The sequence below is a fragment of the Streptomyces sp. NPDC088747 genome (assembly GCF_044751025.1).
GTDB lineage: Bacteria > Actinomycetota > Actinomycetes > Streptomycetales > Streptomycetaceae > Streptomyces.
In genome coordinates, this window is record NZ_JBIVKZ010000009.1 from 183,900 (window position 1) to 203,351 (window position 19,452).

Annotated in this window: 19 protein-coding genes and 1 pseudogene; 7 read left to right on the forward strand and 13 right to left on the reverse strand. The window is 72.2% G+C overall.

The window, feature by feature from the left end:
* Positions 1–27: 27 nt before the first annotated feature.
* Both argF and ACIP79_RS22360 read right to left on the reverse strand, forming a co-directional pair.
* Positions 28–1,035: an ornithine carbamoyltransferase gene (gene argF, locus ACIP79_RS22355; RefSeq protein WP_401225963.1), complete on the reverse strand. Its 1,008-nt coding sequence runs from the start codon at positions 1,033–1,035 to the stop codon at positions 28–30.
* A 69-nt stretch (positions 1,036–1,104) separates the two neighbouring features.
* Entirely contained in the window at positions 1,105–2,328 is a 1,224-nt protein-coding gene (locus ACIP79_RS22360; protein WP_383684961.1) for an arginine deiminase, read from the reverse strand.
* A 174-nt stretch (positions 2,329–2,502) separates the two neighbouring features.
* Here ACIP79_RS22360 and ACIP79_RS22365 point away from each other — a divergent pair, with 174 nt between their 5' ends.
* Entirely contained in the window at positions 2,503–3,546 is a 1,044-nt protein-coding gene (locus ACIP79_RS22365) for an SPFH domain-containing protein (protein ID WP_401225966.1), read from the forward strand.
* On the forward strand, positions 3,543–4,442 hold the full coding sequence (locus tag ACIP79_RS22370; protein ID WP_383684964.1) for a hypothetical protein: 900 nt from the start codon (positions 3,543–3,545) through the stop codon (positions 4,440–4,442). The genes ACIP79_RS22365 and ACIP79_RS22370 overlap by 4 nt, the downstream gene beginning before the upstream one ends.
* Positions 4,443–4,642: 200 nt before the next feature.
* Here ACIP79_RS22370 and ACIP79_RS22375 read toward each other — a convergent pair whose 3' ends face one another.
* Both ACIP79_RS22375 and ACIP79_RS22380 read right to left on the reverse strand, forming a co-directional pair.
* Positions 4,643–7,180 (reverse strand): polynucleotide kinase-phosphatase, encoded by a 2,538-nt coding sequence (locus ACIP79_RS22375; RefSeq protein WP_401225968.1) that lies wholly within the window; start codon positions 7,178–7,180, stop codon positions 4,643–4,645.
* A complete protein-coding gene (locus tag ACIP79_RS22380) occupies positions 7,177–8,760 on the reverse strand; it encodes a 3' terminal RNA ribose 2'-O-methyltransferase Hen1 (protein ID WP_401225971.1) in 1,584 nt (527 codons plus the stop codon). The genes ACIP79_RS22375 and ACIP79_RS22380 overlap by 4 nt, the downstream gene beginning before the upstream one ends.
* Before the next feature lie 214 nt (positions 8,761–8,974).
* Between ACIP79_RS22380 and ACIP79_RS22385 the strand changes: the two genes are divergently transcribed.
* On the forward strand, positions 8,975–9,865 hold the full coding sequence (locus ACIP79_RS22385; RefSeq protein ID WP_401225974.1) for an LLM class F420-dependent oxidoreductase: 891 nt from the start codon (positions 8,975–8,977) through the stop codon (positions 9,863–9,865).
* Between the two features lie 52 nt (positions 9,866–9,917).
* Here ACIP79_RS22385 and ACIP79_RS22390 read toward each other — a convergent pair whose 3' ends face one another.
* Positions 9,918–10,841 (reverse strand): LLM class F420-dependent oxidoreductase, encoded by a 924-nt coding sequence (locus ACIP79_RS22390; RefSeq protein ID WP_401225977.1) that lies wholly within the window; start codon positions 10,839–10,841, stop codon positions 9,918–9,920.
* Between the two features lie 303 nt (positions 10,842–11,144).
* On the opposite strand from ACIP79_RS22390, the gene ACIP79_RS22395 reads away from it, so the two are divergent.
* On the forward strand, positions 11,145–11,351 hold the full coding sequence (locus ACIP79_RS22395; protein WP_401225980.1) for a hypothetical protein: 207 nt from the start codon (positions 11,145–11,147) through the stop codon (positions 11,349–11,351).
* Between the two features lie 289 nt (positions 11,352–11,640).
* On the opposite strand, the gene ACIP79_RS22400 is transcribed toward ACIP79_RS22395, so the two are convergent.
* The 4 genes from ACIP79_RS22400 to ACIP79_RS22415 form a co-directional block, all read right to left on the reverse strand.
* On the reverse strand, positions 11,641–12,117 hold the full coding sequence (locus ACIP79_RS22400; RefSeq protein ID WP_401225982.1) for a DUF6099 family protein: 477 nt from the start codon (positions 12,115–12,117) through the stop codon (positions 11,641–11,643).
* A gap of 183 nt (positions 12,118–12,300) precedes the next feature.
* Positions 12,301–12,642 carry a nucleotide pyrophosphohydrolase gene (locus ACIP79_RS22405; protein WP_387184339.1) on the reverse strand — a complete coding sequence of 114 codons (342 nt, stop codon included), beginning with the start codon at positions 12,640–12,642 and terminating at the stop codon, positions 12,301–12,303.
* A gap of 177 nt (positions 12,643–12,819) precedes the next feature.
* Entirely contained in the window at positions 12,820–13,971 is a 1,152-nt protein-coding gene (locus ACIP79_RS22410; RefSeq protein WP_401225985.1) for an AAA family ATPase, read from the reverse strand.
* Between the two features lie 235 nt (positions 13,972–14,206).
* Positions 14,207–14,596 carry a cell division protein SepF gene (locus tag ACIP79_RS22415; protein WP_399208409.1) on the reverse strand — a complete coding sequence of 130 codons (390 nt, stop codon included), beginning with the start codon at positions 14,594–14,596 and terminating at the stop codon, positions 14,207–14,209.
* A 176-nt stretch (positions 14,597–14,772) separates the two neighbouring features.
* Here ACIP79_RS22415 and ACIP79_RS22420 point away from each other — a divergent pair, with 176 nt between their 5' ends.
* The 3 genes and pseudogenes from ACIP79_RS22420 to ACIP79_RS22430 form a co-directional block, all read left to right on the forward strand.
* Entirely contained in the window at positions 14,773–15,192 is a 420-nt protein-coding gene (locus ACIP79_RS22420) for a molybdopterin-binding protein (protein WP_401225987.1), read from the forward strand.
* Positions 15,193–15,289: 97 nt separating this feature from the next.
* Entirely contained in the window at positions 15,290–16,063 is a 774-nt protein-coding gene (locus tag ACIP79_RS22425) for an SDR family NAD(P)-dependent oxidoreductase (protein ID WP_401225990.1), read from the forward strand.
* A 202-nt stretch (positions 16,064–16,265) separates the two neighbouring features.
* A pseudogene (locus tag ACIP79_RS22430) lies at positions 16,266–16,367 on the forward strand (DNA-binding response regulator); the annotation flags it as partial.
* Positions 16,368–16,401: 34 nt separating this feature from the next.
* Here ACIP79_RS22430 and ACIP79_RS22435 read toward each other — a convergent pair.
* Genes ACIP79_RS22435 through ACIP79_RS22450 form a run of 4 tightly spaced genes read right to left on the reverse strand, consistent with a single transcriptional unit; the run spans position 16,402 to position 19,452 of the window.
* Positions 16,402–17,322, reverse strand: a complete 921-nt coding sequence (locus ACIP79_RS22435) for a SulP family inorganic anion transporter (protein ID WP_401226270.1) — start codon at positions 17,320–17,322, stop codon at positions 16,402–16,404.
* A complete protein-coding gene (locus tag ACIP79_RS22440; RefSeq protein ID WP_401225992.1) occupies positions 17,205–18,059 on the reverse strand; it encodes a SulP family inorganic anion transporter in 855 nt (284 codons plus the stop codon). Before ACIP79_RS22440 ends, ACIP79_RS22435 begins: the two co-directional genes overlap by 118 nt.
* Positions 18,056–19,327 carry a hypothetical protein gene (locus ACIP79_RS22445; RefSeq protein WP_401225994.1) on the reverse strand — a complete coding sequence of 424 codons (1,272 nt, stop codon included), beginning with the start codon at positions 19,325–19,327 and terminating at the stop codon, positions 18,056–18,058. Before ACIP79_RS22445 ends, ACIP79_RS22440 begins: the two co-directional genes overlap by 4 nt.
* On the reverse strand, positions 19,327–19,452 hold the full coding sequence (locus ACIP79_RS22450) for a hypothetical protein (RefSeq protein ID WP_401225995.1): 126 nt from the start codon (positions 19,450–19,452) through the stop codon (positions 19,327–19,329). Before ACIP79_RS22450 ends, ACIP79_RS22445 begins: the two co-directional genes overlap by 1 nt.

Below are 19,452 nucleotides of genomic sequence, written 5' to 3' on the forward strand. Positions count from 1 at the left end.
CCGGCGCCGAGCCCGCCGTACGACGGCTCAGGCGAGGGTCGCGACGAGCACCGCCTTGATCGTGTGCAGCCGGTTCTCGGCCTCGTCGAAGACGACCGAGTGCGCCGACTCGAAGACCTCGTCGGTGACCTCCAGCGAGTCCAGGCCGTGCCGCTCGAAGATCTCCCGTCCGACCTTCGTGCCCAGGTCGTGGAAGGCCGGCAGGCAGTGCAGGAACTTCACCTCGGGGTTGCCGGTGGCGCGCAGTACGTCCATCGTCACGGCGTACGGCGACAGCGCGCCGATCCGTTCGTCCCAGACCTCCTTCGGCTCGCCCATAGAGACCCAGACGTCGGTGGCGACGAAGTCGGCGCCCCGGACGCCCTCGGTGACATTCTCGGTGAGCGTGACGCGGCCGCCGCTGTTCTCGGCGAGCTTGCGGGCCCGGTCGACGATCTCGTCGGTGGGCCAGTAGGCCCGCGGGGCGACGATCCGGACGTCCATGCCGAGCAGCGCGCCGGTGATCAGGTACGAGTTGCCCATGTTGAAGCGGGCGTCGCCGAGATAGGCGAAGGCGATTACGCCCAGCGGCTTGTCGCAGTGCTCCGTCATCGTGAGCACGTCGGCGAGCATCTGGGTGGGGTGCCAGTCGTCGGTCAGGCCGTTGTAGACGGGCACCCCGGCATGGGCGGCCAGTTCCTCGACGGCGTCCTGGCTGTCCCCCCGGTACTCGATCGCGTCGAACATCCGGCCGAGCACCCGCGCGGTGTCCTTCACCGACTCCTTGTGCCCCATCTGCGAACCGGACGGATCGAGATACGTCGTCGAGGCGCCCTGGTCCGCCGCCGCGACCTCGAACGCGCAGCGCGTGCGCGTCGAGGTCTTCTCGAAGATCAGCGCGATGTTCCTGCCCTTCAGGTGCCGCGTCTCGGTCCCGGCCTTCTTGGCCGCCTTCAGCTCGGCGGACAGTTCGAGCAGCCCGCGGAACTCCTCCTCCGTGAAGTCCAGCTCCTTGAGGAAGTGGCGGCCGGTGAGGGCGGTCGGGACTGTCGCCATGGAAGCGCTCCAGGATCACGGGGGTCGAAGACGGAGAGACATTGGAATTCTATACGATGATTAGAATTTCTATACGGCCTCTCGTTCCACCGGGCAGCTCATACAGCGCGGCCCGCCCCTGCCGCGCCCGAGCTCACTCCCCGGAATCTCGATCACCTCGATGCCCTGCTTACGCAGATGGGTGTTGGTGGTCGCGTTCCGCTCGTAGGCGACCACGATCCCCGGTTCGACGGCGAGCACGTTGCAGCCGTCGTCCCACTGCTCGCGCTCGGCCGCGTGCACGTCCTGGGTGGGGGTGAGGACACGGATCCGGCTCAGGCCCAGCGCCCCGGCGATCGCGCGGTGCATGTGCTCCGGAGGGTGGTCGGTGACCTTCAACTCCTTGTCCCCCACGCCCGGTTCGATGGTGTACGAGCGGAGCATGCCGAGGCCGGCGTACTGCGTGAAGGTGTCGCCGTCGACCATCGTCATCACCGTGTCGAGGTGCATGAAGGCCCGCCGCTTGGGCATGTCGAGCGCCACGATGGTGCTCGCGGACCCGGCCTCGAACAGCTTGTGCGCGAGCATCTCGACGGCCTGCGGCGTGGTCCGCTCGCTCATGCCGATGAGCACCGCGCCGTTGCCGATGACCAGCACGTCTCCGCCCTCGATGGTGGAAGGGTAGTCCGCCTGCCCCTGCGACCAGAGGCTGAAGGTCTCGTCGCGGAAGAGCGGGTGGTGCCGGTAGATCGCCTCGAAGTGCACGGTCTCGCGCTGCCGGGCCGGCCAGCGCATGGCGTTGATGGAGACCCCGTCGTAGATCCAGGCGGAGGTGTCCCGGGTGAAGAGGTGGTTGGGGAGCGGGCCGAGCAGGAAGTCGTCCAGGTCCATGACGTGGAAGCGCACGGAGGTCGGCTCCAGATGGGCGTCCAGATACTCCCTCTTGGTCATGCCGCCGACCAGCGCCGCGGCCAGTTCGGGAGCGGGCAGGGCCTCGAAGGAGGCTCTGAGATGGTCGGTGGCCAGCGGCCCGTACTCCTTCTCGTCGAAGACGCGGTCCAGGACGAGCGACCGGGCCGCCGGGATCTCCAGGGCCTCGGTCAGCAGGTCGCCGAAGAGATGGACGGTGACCCCGCGGTCACGCAGCACGTCCGCGAACCCGTCGTGCTCGGCGCGCGCTCGGCGCACCCACAGCACGTCGTCGAAGAGCAGGGCGTCCTTGTTACTGGGGGTGAGCCTTTTGAGCTCTAGATCCGGCCGGTGCAGGATGACGCGGCGGAGCCGCCCGGCCTCGGAGTCGACTTGGAATCCCATGCCTCCATCCTGACCAACCGGACGCGTGTTCACCCCCCGATCGGGCTGAGCAGCCCACTTCCTTTGATTTCGTCCCCTTGACGATAATCCCGCTTCCGTATTATCGTCGTGCTGACGAGAACGACTGGCGAAGGTCGTGTCGGCCACCGGGCCGCCACGACGAGGGGGTTACCCATGGCCGACATCACCCGCCGTCTCGGCTGGCGCCATCTGCGCGGAGCGCCGACCGCCCATGTCCGGCACCACCGGTCCGGCCAACTGGTGCACGACGGCCCCGGGCTCAGCTTCTGGTACCGGTCCCTGACCGCGGCGCTCTCCGAAGTCCCGGTCGACGACCGGGAGTTGGCGATGACCTTCCACGCCCGTACGTCCGACTTCCAGGACGTCGCGGTGCAGGCGACCGTCACCTACCGGGTCAGCGACCCCGCGATCGCCGCCGCGCGCCTGGACTTCTCCATCGACCCCGACACGGGCACCTGGCGCGGCGCGCCCCTCGAACAGCTCGGCTCGCTGCTGACGGAGACGGCCCAGCAGCACGCGCTGGACGTACTGGCCCGCACGTCGCTGGCCGCCGCCCTGATGGACGGGGTCGCGGCGGTACGGGAACGGATCGCGGGCGGGCTCGACGCGGAACCCCGGCTGCCGGCGACGGGGATCGAGGTCGTCGCCGTACGGGTCGTCGCGCTGCGCCCCGAGCCCGAGGTGGAGCGGGCCCTGCGCACCCCCGCCCGCGAGCAGATCCAGCAGGACGCGGACAAGGCGACTTACGAACGCCGTGCCGTCGCGGTCGAGCGGGAGCGCGCCATCGCCGAGAACGAACTCGCCAGCCAGATCGAACTCGCGCGGCGCGAGGAGCAGTTGGTCGACCAGCGCGGTACGAACGCCCGGCGCGAGGCGGAGGAGCACGCGGCGGCGGACGCGGTGCGCGCCACGGCGGAGGCGGCGCGGACGGTCCGCCTCGCGGACGCCGAGGCCACCCGGGCCGTGCGGCTCGCCAAGGCCGAGGCGGAGGCCGCGCGCGGTCTCGGCCAGGCACGGGCCGAGGCACAGGCGGCCTGGCTGCGGGTCCACGCGGACGTCGACGTCGCCACGCTGCACGCCCTGACGGGGACGCGGCTCGCCGAGAACCTGCCGCGGATCGACAGCGTCACCGTCTCGCCGGACGTCCTGACGGGACTGCTCTCCCGGCTGGGCGGGACCTCGGAGGGTCCGGCGTGAGTCTCGCGCCACGGATCGTGCTGGTCCACCGCACCACGGAGTACGAGGAGTTGGTGGCCCGGCACGGCACGCACGGACAGGCGGCGTTCTTCCTCGCCTCCCGGGGACGGGACATCGAGGAGGTGGCTGAGCGGAGCCGCCGGACGCGGCGGGCGCTGGACGAGATCGCCGCCGGGATTCCGCTGACGTGGCGTCAGGCCCGGGTGGAGCGCGCCGACCTGGACCGGTTCCTGTTCGCGCCCGAGGACGTCGTGGTCGTCGTCGGACAGGACGGGCTGGTCGCCAACGTCGCCAAGTACCTGGCGGGGCAGCCCGTTGTCGGCATCGACACCGATCCCGGGCGCAATCCCGGCGTGCTGGTACGCCACCGGGCCGCCGATGCGGGCGCGTTGATCGCCTCGGCGGTGTCCCGGGCCGGGGCGGTCGACGAACTCACCATGGTCGAGGCCGTGGCCGACGACACGCAGCGGCTGCTGGCGCTCAACGAGATCTACCTCGGGGCGGCCGGACACCAGACCGTCCGGTACCGCCTGGGGCTCGACGACGACAGGGGTGCCGTCGAGCCCCAGGCCTCGTCCGGCGTGCTCGTCGGCACGGGGACCGGGGCGAGCGGGTGGCTGCGGTCCGTGTGGCAGGAGCGGGGTGGGGGGCTGGTGCTGCCCGGGGCCACGGAGGAGCGGCTGTTGTGGTTCGTGCGGGAGGCGTGGCCGTCGCCGGTCACCGGGACCTCGCTGGTCGCGGGGCATCTCTCCGTGGGGGCGCGGCTTCAGCTCACCGTGGAGTCGGATCGGCTCATCGCCTTCGGGGACGGGATGGAGGGGGACGCGGTGGAACTGGTCTGGGGGCAGACCGTGCGGGTGGGGGTGGCGGGTGTGCGGCTGCGGTTGGTGGGGTGAGGTTTTTTCGCCCCCTCCGCCCCTACCCGTCCCGTCTCTCGGGGGCTCCGCCCCCGAACCCCCGCTCCTCAAACGCCGGAGGGCTGAAATCCTTTTCAGCCCGTCCGGCGTTTGAGGACGAGCGCGTCAGCGCGAAGCGGGGGTCTGGGGGCGGCAGCCCCCAGGAACGGGACGGGAAGGGGCGGAGGGGGCGAGAAACCCTACAGTCGTGGATCCACCGGTTCCGACTCCAGGGCCAGTACCCCGAACACCGCCTCGTGGACCCGCCACAGCGGCTCGCCCTCCGCGAGCCGGTCAAGGGCTTCAAGACCGAGCGCGTACTCCCGGATGGCGAGAGACCGCTTGTGGTTGAGGAACCGCCCCCGCAGCCGGGCGAGGTTCTCGGGCCGGGTGTACTCCGGACCGTAGATGATCCGCAGATACTCCCGCCCCCGGCACTTGATACCGGGCTGCACCAGCCGCCCCTTCTCATCCCGCACCAACGCCCCGAGCGGCTTGACGACCATGCCCTCACCCCCACGCCCGGTCATCTCCAGCCACCAGTCGACCCCCGCCCGCACGGACTCGGGATCCGCCGTGTCGACGTACAGCCGCCGGGTCGTCCGCAGCAGCCCGCCCGCGTCGTTCTCCACGAGGCGGTCGATGAGGCCGAGCTGCTGGTCGTGCGGGAGCGCGGCCAGGCTGCGCCCGTGCACCGCGAGGATCTGGAAGGGCGCGAGGCGAACGCCCTCCAGCCCGTCGGTGGTCCAGCAGTAGCGCCGGTAGGCGTCGGTGAACGCCGCCGCGTCGGCGGCCCGTTCGCGCTGCCGGCCCAGCAGGTCCCGTACGTCGACACCACGCGCCGCCGCCCCTTCGAGCGCGGCCAGCGCCCCGGGGAACACCGCCCCGGAGGCGGCGCCGACAGCGGCGTACTGCGTCCGCAGCAGCCCGGACGCCTTCAGCGACCACGGCATCAACTCGGCGTCGAGCAGCACCCAGTCGGTCTCCAGCTCATCCCACAGTCCGGCCGCGTCCACGGCGGCGCGCACCTGCCCGAGGACCTCCTCCGTCACCTCGGCGGAGCCGAAGAAGGGGCGCCCGGTACGCGTGTACAGCGCGCCGGTGGGCCCGTCCGCCCCGAACCGCTCCCGCGCGGCTTCGGCGTCCCGGCACACCAGGACCACCGCCCGCGACCCCATGTGCTTCTCCTCGCACACGACCCGCGCGACCCCGTCCCGCTCGTACTGCGCGAAGGCCTCGGCGGGGTGCTCCAGGTAGCCCTCGACGTGCGAGGTCGCGGTCGGTACCATCGTCGGCGGCAGGTACGGCAGCAGCCGCGGGTCCACGGCGAAGCGGCTCATGACCTCCAGGGCCGCCGCCGCGTTCTCCTCCCGGACCGACACCCGGCCCGCGTGCCGTGTCTCGACGACCCGCCGTCCGTGCACGTCCGCGAGGTCGAGCGGCCGCCCCTCGTGGCCGCCGGGCGCCTCGGTGGCCAGCGGCCTGGCCGGCTCGTACCAGACCCGCTCCGCCGGTACGTCGACGAGTTCGCGCTCCGGCCAGCGCAGCGCGGTGAGCTTGCCGCCGAAGACGGCACCGGTGTCCAGGCAGATCGTGTTGTTCAGCCAGGTCGCCGTGGGCACGGGGGTGTGGCCGTACACGACGGCCGCCCGGCCCCGGTAGTCCTCCGCCCACGGGTAGCGCACCGGCAGCCCGAACTCGTCCGTCTCGCCGGTGGTGTCCCCGTACAGCGCGTGCGAACGGACCCGGCCCGACGTACGGCCGTGGTACTTCTCGGGCAGCCCCGCGTGGCAGACGACGAGCCGTCCGCCGTCCAGGACGTAGTGACTGACCAGCCCGTCGACGAACTCCCTTACCTGAGCGCGGAACTCGTCGCTCTCCGCCGTCAACTGCTCGATGGTCTCGGCGAGTCCGTGGGTGTGCTGGACCTGGCGGCCCTTGAGGTGGCGGCCGAGCTTGTTCTCATGGTTGCCGGGCACGCAGAGGGCGTTGCCGGATCCGACCATGGACATCACGCGGCGCAGCACGCCGGGAGTGTCCGGGCCGCGGTCGACGAGGTCGCCGACGAAGACGGCCGTACGTCCTTCCGCGTGCACCCCGTCGACGTAGCCGAGCCTGCCGAGCAGGGTCTCCAACTCGGAGGCGCAGCCGTGGATGTCGCCGATGACGTCGAAGGGTCCGGTGAGGTGGGTGAGGTCGTTGTACCGCTTCTCGGTGCGGATCTCGGCGCTCTCGGCCTCCTCCACGCCCCGCAGGACGTGCACCTTGCGGAACCCCTCGCGCTCCAAGTGGCGCAGGGAACGGCGGAGTTCGCGGGTGTGGCGCTGGATGACGCGGCGCGGCATGTCGGCGCGGTCGACGCGTGCGGCGTTGCGCGCGGCGCAGACCTCCTCGGGCACGTCGAGCACGATGGCGATGGGCAGCACGTCGTACTGCCTGGCGAGTTCGATGAGCTGCTTGCGGCCCTCCTGCTGCACGTTCGTCGCGTCGACGACCGTGCGCCGGCCGGCCGCGAGCCGCTTGCCCGCGATGTAGTGCAGCACGTCGAAGGCGTCGCCGCTGGCGCTCTGGTCGTTCTCGTCGTCGGCGACGAGACCGCGGCAGAAGTCGCTGGAGATGACCTCGGTCGGCTTGAAGTGCCTGCGGGCGAAGGTGGACTTGCCCGATCCCGACGCCCCGACGAGGACCACGAGGGAGAGGTCGGTGACGGGCAGGACGCGCCCCTTGGTGTCGGTCATGCCGCCTTCTCCTCCTTCGTGGTCATCTCGAACACCGCCATCTGGGTGGGCGGTCCCACCTCCGGGTCGTCGGGCCCGACCGGCACGAACCCCACGTCGTAGCCGTGCCTTGCGGCGACCCGCGCCGCCCAGGTCCGGAACTCCGCGCGCGTCCACTCGAAGCGGTGGTCGCCGTGCCGGGAGTGACCTGCCGGGAGGGTCTCCCAGCGCACGTTGTACTCGACGTTCGGTGTGGTCACGAGCACGGTCCTCGGACGCGCGGAGCCGAACACCGCGTACTCCAGGGCGGGCAGCCGCGGCAGGTCGAGGTGCTCGACGACCTCGCTGAGCACGGCGGCGTCGTATCCCCTGAGCCTCTTGTCGGTGTACGCGAGCGAGCCCTGGATGAGCTTCACGCGCGCGGCCTGCCGCTCCCCCATGCGGTCCAGCCTGAGCCGCCGCGAGGCGACGGTGAGCGCCCGCATCGACACGTCGACACCGACGATCTCGTCGAACCGCGTGTCCTTGAGCAATGCCTGCACCAACTGGCCCTGCCCGCAGCCGAGATCGAGCACCCGTGCCGCGCCGGACGCGTGCAGCGCCGCGAGGATGGCGTCCCGCCGCTGGACGGCGAGCGACACGGTCTTGTCGGCCGGGTCCGGGGTGTCGCCGGTGCTCCGGGTGTCCCCAGTGCCCGGGGTGTCCCCCGTGGCCTGGGAGCCAGCCGTGTCCGTCGTGGCCGCCGCGTCATCCGCGTCAGCGGCGTCCTGGGAGTCCGCCTCCGTCTCCCCGGCCACCGCGTTGTCGATCTCCTCGACCGCGCTGTCGTCGGCCTCGGCGAGCCGGACCAGTTCCAGCCGCTCCGTCGCCGCGCGCGTCAGGGACCAGCGCCGCGAGAGGTACCGGCTGGTGATCAACTGCTGCTCGGGGTGGTCCGGCAGCCAGCCCTCGCCCGCGCGCAGCAGCTTGTCGACCTCGTCGGAGGAGACCCAGTAGTGCTTGGCGTCGTCCAGCACCGGCAGGAGGACGTACAGGTGCCGCAGGGCCTCGGACAGGGTCAGTCGTGCCGACTCCAGTACGAGGCTGACGTATCGCGAGTCGCCCCACTCGGGGAACTCCGTGTCCAGCGGCACGGCCTCGACCGTCGCCGTCCAGCCCAGCGGCTCGAACAGGCCTCGTACGAGGTCCACGCCACCGCGGGCGGGCAGCGCGGGCACCTCGACGCGGAGCGGCAGGGGCCGGGCGGGCAGCTCGGGCCTGGCGTTGCACTGGCCCTTCATGGCGCTGGAGAACACCGCGCTCAGCGCGACCGCGAGCAGCGAGGAGGCCGCGTACGGGCGGTCGTTGACGTACTGCGCGAGCGCGGCGTCGGGGGCGCCGCCGCGGCCCTTGCCCTTGCCGCGCCGGACCATCGCGACCGCGTCGAGTTCGAGGATCAGCGCGGCGGTGCACCGCTCGTCGGACGCCTCGGGGTAGACGACGTGCGCCGTTCCGTAGGACGTCGAGAACGCCTGCGCGTTGTCGGGATGCTTGTGCAGCAGGTAGCCGAGGTCGGTGGCGGGGCGCTCCGGGGAGCCGGTCGCGGTGATCGTCAGGAACACGGTGGGTAGCCTCGAAACATCTGCTGAGCTGCGGAAACCGGGAGTGCGGAGCATCGCCGCACCGGTCGTCCGCTCAACGTACAGCGAACGTCCCGGGCGGACCCGGGAATTTTCCGGCGGCCGGACCGGCGTGGAATAGCCCCGGAGGGCCGCCGGTTGCCGACACTGCCTTGCACAGGCATGAAACCGCACCCCACCGGAGGGACCGGAAGCGATGAACGAGGTCAGGGCCGTGGACGACGCGGGCTCCTTGAAGGAGGCCGTCGGACCGTACGGCGTCTGGAGTGTCGGGCTGCGTTCCGAGGATCCCACCAGGCGCGGGGAGCTCGCCGAGGCGGCGGCCGAACTGGAGGAACTCGGTTTCGGCGCCGTCTGGTTGGGCGGCAACAGCGAGGTGCGCAATGCCGTGCCGCTCATCGAGGCGACCTCGCGGCTGATTGTCGCGACCGGCATCCAGAGCATCTGGCAGCACGAGGCGGCCGAGACCGCGGCCCGGTTCGCCGAGGTGGAGGCGGCGCATCCCGGCCGCTTCCTGCTCGGACTCGGGGTGAGCCACGCCAAGTTGGCGGAGCGGTACCGCCGCCCCTACTCGGCCATGGTCGGCCATCTCGACGCCCTGGACGCGGCGGGTGTGCCCGCCGAGCGCCGGGTGCTGGCGGCGCTCGGCCCTCGGATGCTGGAGCTGTCGCGCGACCGGGCCGCCGGCTCGCACCCGTATCTGGTCACTCCCGAGCACGCCGCGGTCGCCCGCGAGATCCTCGGCGACGCTCCGCTGCTGGCGCCCGAGACGAAGGTGGTCCTGGAGACGGACCCGGAGCGGGCCCGCTCGACGGCCCGCGGCAGCCTCGCCCCCTACCTCGGCCTGCCGAACTACACGAACGCGCTGCTCAAGTTCGGCTTCACCGAGGACGACTTCGCGGACGGCGGCAGCGACCGGCTGGTCGACGCGCTCTTCGCCTGGGGTGACGACGACCGGATCCGCGCGCGGATCGAGGCATTCCGCACGGCCGGAGCGGACCATGTGGCCCTGCAACTGGTCGACGGCCGGAGCCGCGACGCGCTCCCGCGGGAAGCCTGGCGGCGGCTGGCCGAACTGCTGACCTGACCGTGGTCCGCGCGGGGCACGGTGGCCCGGGGCGCGGACCACTCGGGTCGCGCTAGCCGAGCTGGGGCATGACCTCGGCCGCGATCAGTTCCAGGTGGTCCAGGTCGTCGAGGTCCAGCATCTGGAGATACATACGCTGCGATCCGACGGCCTGGTACTGGGCGATCCGTTCGACGACCTCGGCGGGAGACCCCGCCAGGCCGTTCGCCTTCAGCTCGTCCACGTCACGCCCGATGGCGTCGGCTCGGCGCTTCACCTCGCTGTCGTCCTTGCCGACGCAGGCCACCAGGGCGTTGGAGTAGACGAGGTCGTCGGCGCCTCGGCCGTGCTCCCTCGCCGCCTCCGCGACCCGCTGGAACTGCCGCTCGGAGTCCTCGATCGAGGCGAACGGAATGTTGAACTCGTCGGCGAAGCGCGCCGCGAGAGCGGGCGTCCGCTTCGCGCCGTGGCCGCCGATGAGGACGGGGACCTGCTGCTGGGCCGGCTTGGGCAGCGCGGGGGAGTCCTTCAGCTGGTAGTACTTGCCGTCGAAGTCGAAGCGTTCGCCCACGGGGGTCTTCCAGAGGCCCGTGACAATGGCGAGCTGTTCCTCCAGCCGGCCGAACTTCTCCTTGGGGAACGGGATCCCGTAGGCCTCGTGTTCGGTCTCGTACCAACCGGAGCCGAGGCCCAACTCCACCCGGCCGGCCGACATCTGGTCGACCTGGGCGACCTGGATGGCGAGGACGCCGGGCAGCCGGAAGGTGCCCGCGGTCATCAGGGTGCCGAGCCGGATCGTGCTGGTCTCGCGGGCCAGACCGGCGAGGGTGATCCAGGCGTCGGTGGGGCCGGGAAGACCGTCGGCCGAGCCCATGTGCAAGTAGTGGTCGGAGCGGAAGAACGCTCCGTAGCCGAGGCCTTCGGCGGCCTTGGCGACGCGGAGCAGCGTCTCGTAGGTCGCTCCCTGCTGCGGTTCTGTGAACACTCGAAGATCCATGCATCCATCATGCACGCACCGGTCACTCGGCTCGCCTGTACTGAACCGCTGTCCCCGCGCTGTACCGAACCGCCTCCCCTTCGCGCTCCGAGGTCGTCAACCGCACCTGGGCGCCCGGCCCCTGCCGCTCCCTGGGGGGTGAAATCCGTCAACCCCACGTGTGGCGCCGGTCCGTGCCAGTGACCGGGGTCGGTGGTGATCGTTGGCTCGGGCGGAGCCGGACCGCCCGGCCCCCGTCGCCGGCGGTCGCCGGGGCGTCACTCTCGTCAGTGGCCCTCCCGCGCGGGGGCCGAGGAGGTCGTCGTGTCCCAGGAAGTCGTGCCCCAGGCGGGCGCGTCCGCACAGCCGAAGGGGCTGCTCCAGCAGATGGAGGAGCTGATGGCGGCGCTCAACGCCGATCTGTCCCAGCTGGACGCGGATCTCTCGGGGCCCCGGGGCGGCGCGGCCGGGGGCGGGGGCGGGGCCGATAGGGCCGAAGTCGAGGCCGACGCCAACGCCGACCGCGGCTGACGCCGGGAGGACGGGCGCGGGCGGGGCGAGGCGCGGCGCGGGCGGGGGTGGAGGCGGGACGGGGGCGGAGGCGCCGCGAGGGCGCGGGCGAAGGTAGAGGCGGGGCGAGGGTAGAGGCGGGGCAAAGGCGTGGGCGGGGCGCGGCGAAGGCGGAGGCTCGGCGAAGGCGGAGGCTCAGCGAAGGCGCGAGCGGAGACGCGGCGAAGGCGAAGACACCGCGAAGGCCCGGGCGGAGACACGGCGAAGGCGGAGGCTCAGCGAAGGCGCGTTCGGAGACGCGGAGCGAGCGTCACCAGGCCGCCGCATCCCGCTCCACCACCCGCTGATCCCGCACCGTCAGCCGCCTCAGCATCTCCAGCACCCGGTCCCGGGACTCGTCGGCCGCGTCGATGGCCTCCATGCACTGCCAGTACGTCCCCTGCTCATCCACCGCGCAGGCGACCCCGACGAGGGCTATGCCGACCTCGGCGAGGAGGCACCCGAGGCAGAGCAACGCCTCGCGGGCGTCGCCCAACTCGGTGAGCTGGGCGGCCCGCAGAGCGCCCAGGTCGAGAACGGGCGCGCCCAGGACGCCGCAGCCCCGGCCCGCCAGCTCGGTCAGTCCGAGGGCCTCGCCCCGCAGTTCGGGTGGTCCGGAGACGGCGAGACGACTGCCGATCGCCTGGGCCAGGGCGTGTGCCTGCCACGCCTCCGTCATCACCTCCGGGGTCTCGCCCGCCCCCGCCAGGGCACGCCTGCTCGCCACGATGAGCCGCACCGCCTCCATGCGCTGTCCCCGTCTGTCCCGACGCGCTCACCACACGCGTCCGCCCGAACTCCGCCGTCCACTACTAAGAGTGAGGGCAGTCAGGCCGAAAAGCCAGAGGTAGCCTGAAATCTGTGGACACGGAGTTGAGAGTGGACAACCCGACAACTCCGGAGAGTGACATTGTTCGGGTTCCCCCGGCCGTCACGCACTCTCAGAGGGCGGAAACCTCCGCTCGTTCCGGTCGATCTTCGCGTCAAGGGCCGCCAGCGGGTCGATGCCGAGCACCTCGCACAGCTGGAGCAGATAGGCCAGGACGTCCGCGACCTCATCGGTGACACGGTGGGCGGTGTCCGCGTCGTCCATCACCCGGGCCGACTGCTCCGGCGTCAACCACTGGAAGATCTCGACCAGTTCGGATGCCTCCACGCTCAACGCCGCGACGAGGTTCTTGGGGGTGTGGTACGGCTGCCAGTTCCGCGCCGCCGCGAACTCCACAAGGCGGTGCTGCAGCTTCGCTACGTCCAGTTCTGCCACTGCTTCCACGTCCCGCTTCCGTCAGGTTCCACGGGCCCGCGTCAGGCCCCTGTCCACGCCCAAGGATCTACCCCCGTGGTCCCGACCGACGGTCCGTGCCGGGCGGGGCCCCACCACCATCACGGGCGCCGACCCCCAACCCACCCCAACGGGTTGATGAACCCCACAGGGGCACCCCCCGCCCACTCAAAGCTCCACCACACTCACCCCAGGCACCCCCAGAGCCCAGGACGCGTCGCTCAGCGTGCCGACCAGCCGGATGTGTCCACGCTCGCACATACGCGCCGCCAGCCGCACCAGCTCGCCCGTCTGTCGGGCGTCGAGGCAGCGGTCGAGGCCGTCGGCCAGGACGGTCAGGGTCTGGAGCGCGGCGGGCACCTCGCCGGCCTGGTCGACCGCGAGCACGCCCGGTCCTGTGAGCAGCACCAGGGCCAGCGCCAGATACCGCAACTCGCCGTCCCCGAGCAGCCCCAGCTCCGTACGAGCGCCGTCGCCGCGGTCGAGGAACGCCCGGATCGTGCCGTCGCCCAGGAACTCGCTCAGGACGTCGTTGACCGAGCCCGCGCATCCGGCGCCCACCGCGGCGACCAGTTGCGCGTGCCGTCGGCCGCACTCCGCGCGGGTCCGCCACAGCACTTCGGCGAGGTTGTCGCAGCCTCGCAGCAGCAGGCCGGAGCCGACCGGGGCGGCGGCGCGCATCAGCCGGGGGCTCGGGTCGCAGGCGTAGACGGACCGCAGCGCGAGCACCATCTGCTCGGCGGCGGCGAGTACCTGGCATTCACCGGCCGTCCGGCCCGAGACGCGCAGCGGCAGGAGCGCGGTGCCGAGGCGGTCGTCGGGAAGCGGGCCACGGGTCACCGCGGACGAGCCCCCGGTGTGCCAGGCGGCCTGGACCACCGGGCGCCCCGGGTCCCGTAGCGCCGTCTCCAGGAGGGTCAGGCCGCCCATCGTCAACCGCTCGCCCACGATGCGCAGTTCGGGCTCGGCCTGGACGGCGATGTCCAGGCGGACGGGACCCTCGGGGCCGTCGACGGTGCAGCCGATGCGGAAGCCGCGCCGCTGCTGCGCGTCGGGCCGGGCACGCTCGGGCACACAGGTGGCAGGGGCCGTGAAGACCTCTCCCAGCTCGGCGCCGCTGCCGAGGCGGGCCAGCGCCTCGTACGCCCGCAGCGCGCTGGTCTTACCGCTGCCGCTCGGCCCGGCGACGAGGGTGAGCGGTCCGAGCGGGAACCGGACGCGGCGATGGGTGGCGAACGCGGCGAGCCGCAGCTCGGTGACGCCCGGGCGGTCGGGGCGCGCCGACGCCACCGCGGGGGCCTCCAGGGATGACAGGGTCATATCCGGACGGTAGGCCTCCGCCGCCAGGCGAACCGTTACGCCTGGGGGATCTTCCTACGATCGAGGGACGTCGACAGACAGGCCGTGGACCGGCCGTGAACCGCCCGTGGACCGGCCACCCGGGAACGGCCGAAGAGCCACCCCGCGTACCCCGCCGCACTCCGCGCACCCCGCCGCACCCCGGCGACCGCCGCACGCCGAATGTCCCGTCTCCCGCCCCGTCTCCCGCCCTGCCTCACGCCCCGGGCACCCCCGCGCCCTCCATCAGCCCGCGCACCTCGGTCCCCGGCGGCGTCAGCAGGAACACATTCCGGTCGACGCGGTGCATGCCGCTCGACAGTCCGAAGACCACCCCCGTACTGAAGTCCAGTACTCGCTTGGCGACGTCCGTCTCAGCCCCGGTCAGGTCGAGGAGGACGGGTATTCCCGCCATCAGTGTCTCGGCGACCTCGCGCGCGTCGCCGAACACGTTTATCCGCAGGACCACGAAGCGGCGGCGCGCTTCTGTCGGGGCCTCGGGTATCGACCGGTGGTCGACCGCCGAGGGCCAGGCGTCCCGGCCTCGCAACGGGACAACCTGGGCGAGCCCCTCCCACTGTTCATCGGTGGCGTCGTGGCCGTTCACAGGTCCACCCCGTCCTGGCTCGCACTCGTTGTCTGCACCGGGCAATTCTTACGCATGGTCACCCGTTCGGCTCAACTGCGACACGGTCCGCGACCCGTCAGCCCGCCCGGCACCCCTCACAGTGCGGACATAATTGCTCAAACCTCCAGCCCCTCCCAGTGATCGAGGCGTTCCTGATGAGTCTGAGCATCCGCAACCAGCTTCCCGGCACCGTCGCGTCCGTCACCCCCGGTGAGGTGATGGCGACGGTGAAGGTCCGTCTCGACGGCGGCCAGGAACTCACCGCGGCCGTCACCCTGGAAGCCGTCGAGGAACTCGGACTTGCCACGGGCTCCTCGGTCCGCGCGCTGATCAAGTCGACGGAGGTGTCGCTGGCCACCGGCCCGGTGAGCGGGGTCAGCATCCGCAACCAGCTCCCCGGCACGGTCACCGACGTCGCCACCGGCGGTGCCATGGCCCGCGTCAAGGTCGACGTGGCGGGCGGCGAGTTGACCTCCGCGATCACCAGGGACGCGGTCACGGAACTCGGCCTCGCCGCCGGTTCCCCGGTCGTGGCGCTCGTCAAGGCCACCGAGGTGTCACTCTCCAACGCGTGAGCCGTGAGCGGGCGGAGCCGGCCGACCGCACTCCCGTCTCCGCCAACCGCCCAACGCCCACGGCTGTTCGTCGGGGGCGTGCGCGTGTTGGAATGCTGTGGTGTCCGACTTCGCCGACAGCACGGGGGCCGCGTTCGTCGCCGGCGGCACGGGTGGCATCGGCGCGGCGGTCGTGCGGTTGCTGGCCGAGCGGGGCAGCGACGTGGCGTTCACGTATCGCGCCAACCGGGCCGCGGCCGACGCCCTCGCCGGTGAGGTGCGGGCGTACGGGCGCCAAGTGCTGGCGCTGCGGCTCGACTTGGGCGACGAGTCGGCCACGGCGCGGCTGGTGACGGAGGCCGCCTCGACGTTCGGCGGCGTCCACACCCTCGTGTACGCGGCGGGCCCGCACGTCCCGATGGTGCATCTGAGCGAGGTCCCGCCGAGCCGATACCGGGCCCAACTCGACGCGGACGCGGGGGGTTTCTTCAACCTCGCGCACGCCGCGCTGCCGAGACTGCGGGAGAGCCGGGGCAGCATCGTCGCCGTCACCACCGTCGCCACCCGCCGCTATCCGGTCCGCGACGGGCTCTCCTCGGGCACGAAGGGCGCGGTCGAGGCGGTCGCGCGGGCGCTGGCCGCCGAGGAGGGGCGGTACGGGGTACGCGTGAACTGCGTCGGCCCCGGCATGCTGACCGACGGCAACGCCGCGCGTCTGATCAGTTCGGGCGAACTCGACGCCGCGGCACTGGAGATCGCCCGGCGCAACATCCCGCTGCGCAGGTTCGGCGACGCGGGGGACATCGCCGAGGCGGTGGCGTTCCTGGCGTCCGCCCGCGCCGGTTTCATCACCGGGCAGGCGCTGGGCGTGGACGGCGGCTACAGCGTGTAGGAGCGGCGGATCAGGCGGATCAGCTCGGAAGGGCCAAGGGATACCCCGTGGCCGTGGCCGCCGCGGAGGCCGTGAAAGCCGTGGCGGTCGTGGCGGCCGTAAAAGCCGTGACCGCCGTGGCCGCCGTGGCGATGCCGCCCGTGCTGCCAAGGCCCCCGTCGTTCCCGAGGACCACACGCGGGCCCGGCGTACTGCGTTCTCAGTGCACCGCGCGATGACGAAGCTGAACGCCCGCGACCGGGCCCAACTGGTCGTGATCGCCTACCAGTCGGGCCTGGTGCGGCCGGCGCCGCCGCAGGGCTGAGCGGTCGCGCCGAGCGGTCGTGGTCCTTCGCCGGTCAGGAGGGGGCGGCCGCCGACACGGCCTCGGCGACGGTCGGATGGAGTCCCCCTCGCCCCAGGCCCGCGGCGAGGGGGTGCCGTGCCAGGTCCTGCCCCGCGCGGGCGCGCACGCCGGCCAGGTGCAACGCGATCCCGTCGCGGGCGAGTTCCGCACGCAGCTCGTCCAGGGTGTCGAGGACGGGTACGCCCAGGTGGTAGCTGGAGCCGATGTCCAGCACGACGGCGTGCGGAGCGGGCCGGGCGCTCTTGATCAGCTCCAGGAGGCCGAGTCTGGTCCGGTTGACGCTGCCGAAGAAGAGGGCGCCGTCCGGACGCGCCACCAGGACGCCCGGGATGGTGACGGCGTCGGGATGCTCGTCCGTGTCCCCGAACCGGTGGGTGCCGGGAAGTCGGCCCAGTACGGCGAGGCGGGGTTTGCTCGCCGCGGAGACGAACAGGGCGAGCGACAACGCGACGGCTAGCAGCAGGCCCGGCAGCAGGTCGAGCACGAGGACGCCGGCCACCGCCGTGAGCGCGACCCACAGGCTGGGCCGGTCGAGCCGTGCGTACCGGCGCAGTTCGCCGACCCGCAGGAAGCCGCGTACGGCGACGATCACGATGGCGCCGAGCACCGCTTCGGGCAGATCGGTGAACAGCGGGGTCAGGAAGGCGCCGGTGACCAGGACCAGGACGGCGGCGATCAGCGACACCATCGGCGTACGGCCGCCCGCGCCCACCGCGGCGGCGCTGCGCGAGGCGCTGCCGGAGACGGTGAATCCGCGCACGAGGCCGACGGCGATGTTGCTCGCGCCGAGCGCGATCATCTCCCGGTCGGCGTCGACCTCGTCGCCGTGTTCGCGGGCGAACCTGCCGGCGATGCTGAAGGCCTCGGCGAACACCACGAGGGCGACACCGAACGCGCCGCCGGCGAGCAGCACCCAGTCGTGGGCCGCGATCCCCGGCAGGTGCGGTACGGGCACCGCCGAGGGATCTCGCCGACCACCTCCACGCCGTGGTTCTTCAGGCCCGCCGCGGCCGACACCACCAGGCCCAGTACGAGGACGATCAGGGAGGCCGGCAGCCGCGGCATGAACCGCTCCAGGCCGAGGAGGAGTGCCAGCGCGACGGCTCCGACGGCGAGGGTGCCGAGCGACCAGTCGGGGGCCTTGCTCAGCACGGTCCACAGCCGTTCGAAGAAGTCGCCGTCACCGCTGGAGACGCCGACCAGCTTCGCGACCTGCCGGATCATGATCGTCAACGCCATGCCGAACAGGAAGCCCACCAGGGCCGGTTCGGCGAGGAAGTTGGTGAGGAACCCGAGGCGGGCGAGACCGGCCACCACCAGGACGGCGCCCGCGAGGATCGCCAGCGCGGCCGAGAGACCGACCGCCGCGTCGGGGTCGTTGCTGACGTCGGCGATGGTGGCGGCGGAGAGCACCGCGCCCGCCGAGGTGGCCCCGACGATCAGGAAGCGGGACCTGCCGAGCAACGCGTACACGAGCAGCGCGACGGGGGCGGCGTAGAAGGCGTTCTGGGGCGGGACCCCGGCGATCTGCGCGTACGCGACGCTCTCGGGGACGATCAGCGCCCAGGCGGTGAGTGCGCCCAGGGCGTCGCCCCGCAGCCGTTTCCTGGGGTAGCCGCGCAGCCATCCGGCGATCGGCGGGGCGGTCATGGACCGGCGCCGGCGGTGAGCGCCGGTTCACGGTCGTCCAGGAACTCGACGAGGGCCAGTGCCAGCAGCGCTCCCAGGGCGATCCAGGCGGTGACGGCGGCCGTCGAGTGGTTCCAGGCGAGCAGTGTGGCCGCGGCCACCGCGACCACCGTCCAGTTCAGCCAGGTCTTGGCCCGGTGCACCCATTCCCCGATCGGCCCGGCCTCGAACCCGGTGGCGTCGCGCACGGCGCCGATGCCACCGGTCCAGGCGGCGCGGACCCGGGCGGCGGCCCGGCCCTCACCGGTCAGCCAGGCGCTCAGCGCGACGATCAGACCGAGGGTGATCACCATGCGCACCGTCGTGCGCAGGAAGCGGACCAGGGTGTCGAAGACGGCGCCCGCCGCGGGCTGGGAGACCCCGTCCGGCAGTCCGTCGAGGTAGAGGGCCCTGAACACCCAGAGCGCGAGCCCGAGGACTGCCGCGCCCGCCGCCACTGCGAGGGCGGTGGTGACGAGGGCACGGCGACGGCGTACGGCGGTGAGCACGGCCCCCGCCGCGAGCAGCAGTGTCAGTACGGGGAGCCAGAATCCCGCGAGTTGCAGCAGCCTGAAGCCCTTCTGGGCCTTGCCGATGGACTCGGAGGTCATGACCGTGAAGTCGGTGTGCACCTCGGGGATCTTCGCCGCCACGGCGAGTCCGTTGTCGACGAGCGCCTGCTTGACCTGGTCGATGACGGGGGCGAGGTCGATGGTGACGGCGTCGTCGGTGAGTTTCACCGCGCCGCCTCCGCTGCCGGTCAGCGCCTTCTCCACGGCGGCGTGGGCTCGTGTGTTGAGCTGGGTCCACAGGGTGGCGAACGCGTCGCTGCTCACGAACTTGAGCGAGACGCCGTGCACGAAGTCGGTGATGCCGGTGGTGACCGGGCCGCTCAGCGCGTCCAGGGCCTTGCCTGCCAGCGGCCGGTCGGCGGGCTCGACGGAGGCGAGGAGCGTCTCCACGTCGAGTCTCCGCATGACGGCGTCGGTCACCCTGTTGGCGACGGCGGCCCGCAGATCGGGGTCGGCGGCGAGGGGTTCCATGGTCTTCACGTACCGGTCGGTGTCCCCGACCGTGTCACTCGCCCAGGACGCGACGGCGCTCAACGGGGTGAACACGGCCGCGAGGAGGATCAGCAGAGCGGCGAACAGCGCCCGCGGTCGGTGCCGGGACGCCTTGGGACCACGCGTCTCCAGCTCCGCGACCCTGGCCCGCAGATCGGCCAGCTCCTGCTGCGCGTCGGTGGCCATCACACGGCCTCGGCGTACGGGAGCCGGCCCTCGCGCGGGCGGGGCCGGGCGCTGTCGACGGGGACGGGGACGGACGGGCAGCCGTGGCCGCAGGCCTCCGCGGCGACCTCCTCGATGCCGGGCAT

What these genes read in the sequence shown, in the direction of transcription:
- ACIP79_RS22450 (WP_401225995.1), bottom strand. Translation starts at nt 19,452, where the DNA reads ATGCCCGGCATCGAGGAGGTCGCCGCGGAGGCCTGCGGCCACGGCTGC.
- ACIP79_RS22375 (WP_401225968.1), bottom strand. Translation starts at nt 7,180, where the DNA reads ATGACCGACACCAAGGGGCGCGTCCTGCCCGTCACCGACCTCTCCCTC.
- ACIP79_RS22390 (WP_401225977.1), bottom strand. Translation starts at nt 10,841, where the DNA reads ATGGATCTTCGAGTGTTCACAGAACCGCAGCAGGGAGCGACCTACGAG.
- argF (WP_401225963.1), bottom strand. Translation starts at nt 1,035, where the DNA reads ATGGCGACAGTCCCGACCGCCCTCACCGGCCGCCACTTCCTCAAGGAG.
- ACIP79_RS22365 (WP_401225966.1), top strand. Translation starts at nt 2,503, where the DNA reads ATGGCCGACATCACCCGCCGTCTCGGCTGGCGCCATCTGCGCGGAGCG.
- ACIP79_RS22445 (WP_401225994.1), bottom strand. Translation starts at nt 19,327, where the DNA reads ATGGCCACCGACGCGCAGCAGGAGCTGGCCGATCTGCGGGCCAGGGTC.
- ACIP79_RS22385 (WP_401225974.1), top strand. Translation starts at nt 8,975, where the DNA reads ATGAACGAGGTCAGGGCCGTGGACGACGCGGGCTCCTTGAAGGAGGCC.
- ACIP79_RS22410 (WP_401225985.1), bottom strand. Translation starts at nt 13,971, where the DNA reads ATGACCCTGTCATCCCTGGAGGCCCCCGCGGTGGCGTCGGCGCGCCCC.
- ACIP79_RS22420 (WP_401225987.1), top strand. Translation starts at nt 14,773, where the DNA reads ATGAGTCTGAGCATCCGCAACCAGCTTCCCGGCACCGTCGCGTCCGTC.
- ACIP79_RS22360 (WP_383684961.1), bottom strand. Translation starts at nt 2,328, where the DNA reads ATGGGATTCCAAGTCGACTCCGAGGCCGGGCGGCTCCGCCGCGTCATC.
- ACIP79_RS22440 (WP_401225992.1), bottom strand. Translation starts at nt 18,059, where the DNA reads ATGACCGCCCCGCCGATCGCCGGATGGCTGCGCGGCTACCCCAGGAAA.
- ACIP79_RS22400 (WP_401225982.1), bottom strand. Translation starts at nt 12,117, where the DNA reads ATGGAGGCGGTGCGGCTCATCGTGGCGAGCAGGCGTGCCCTGGCGGGG.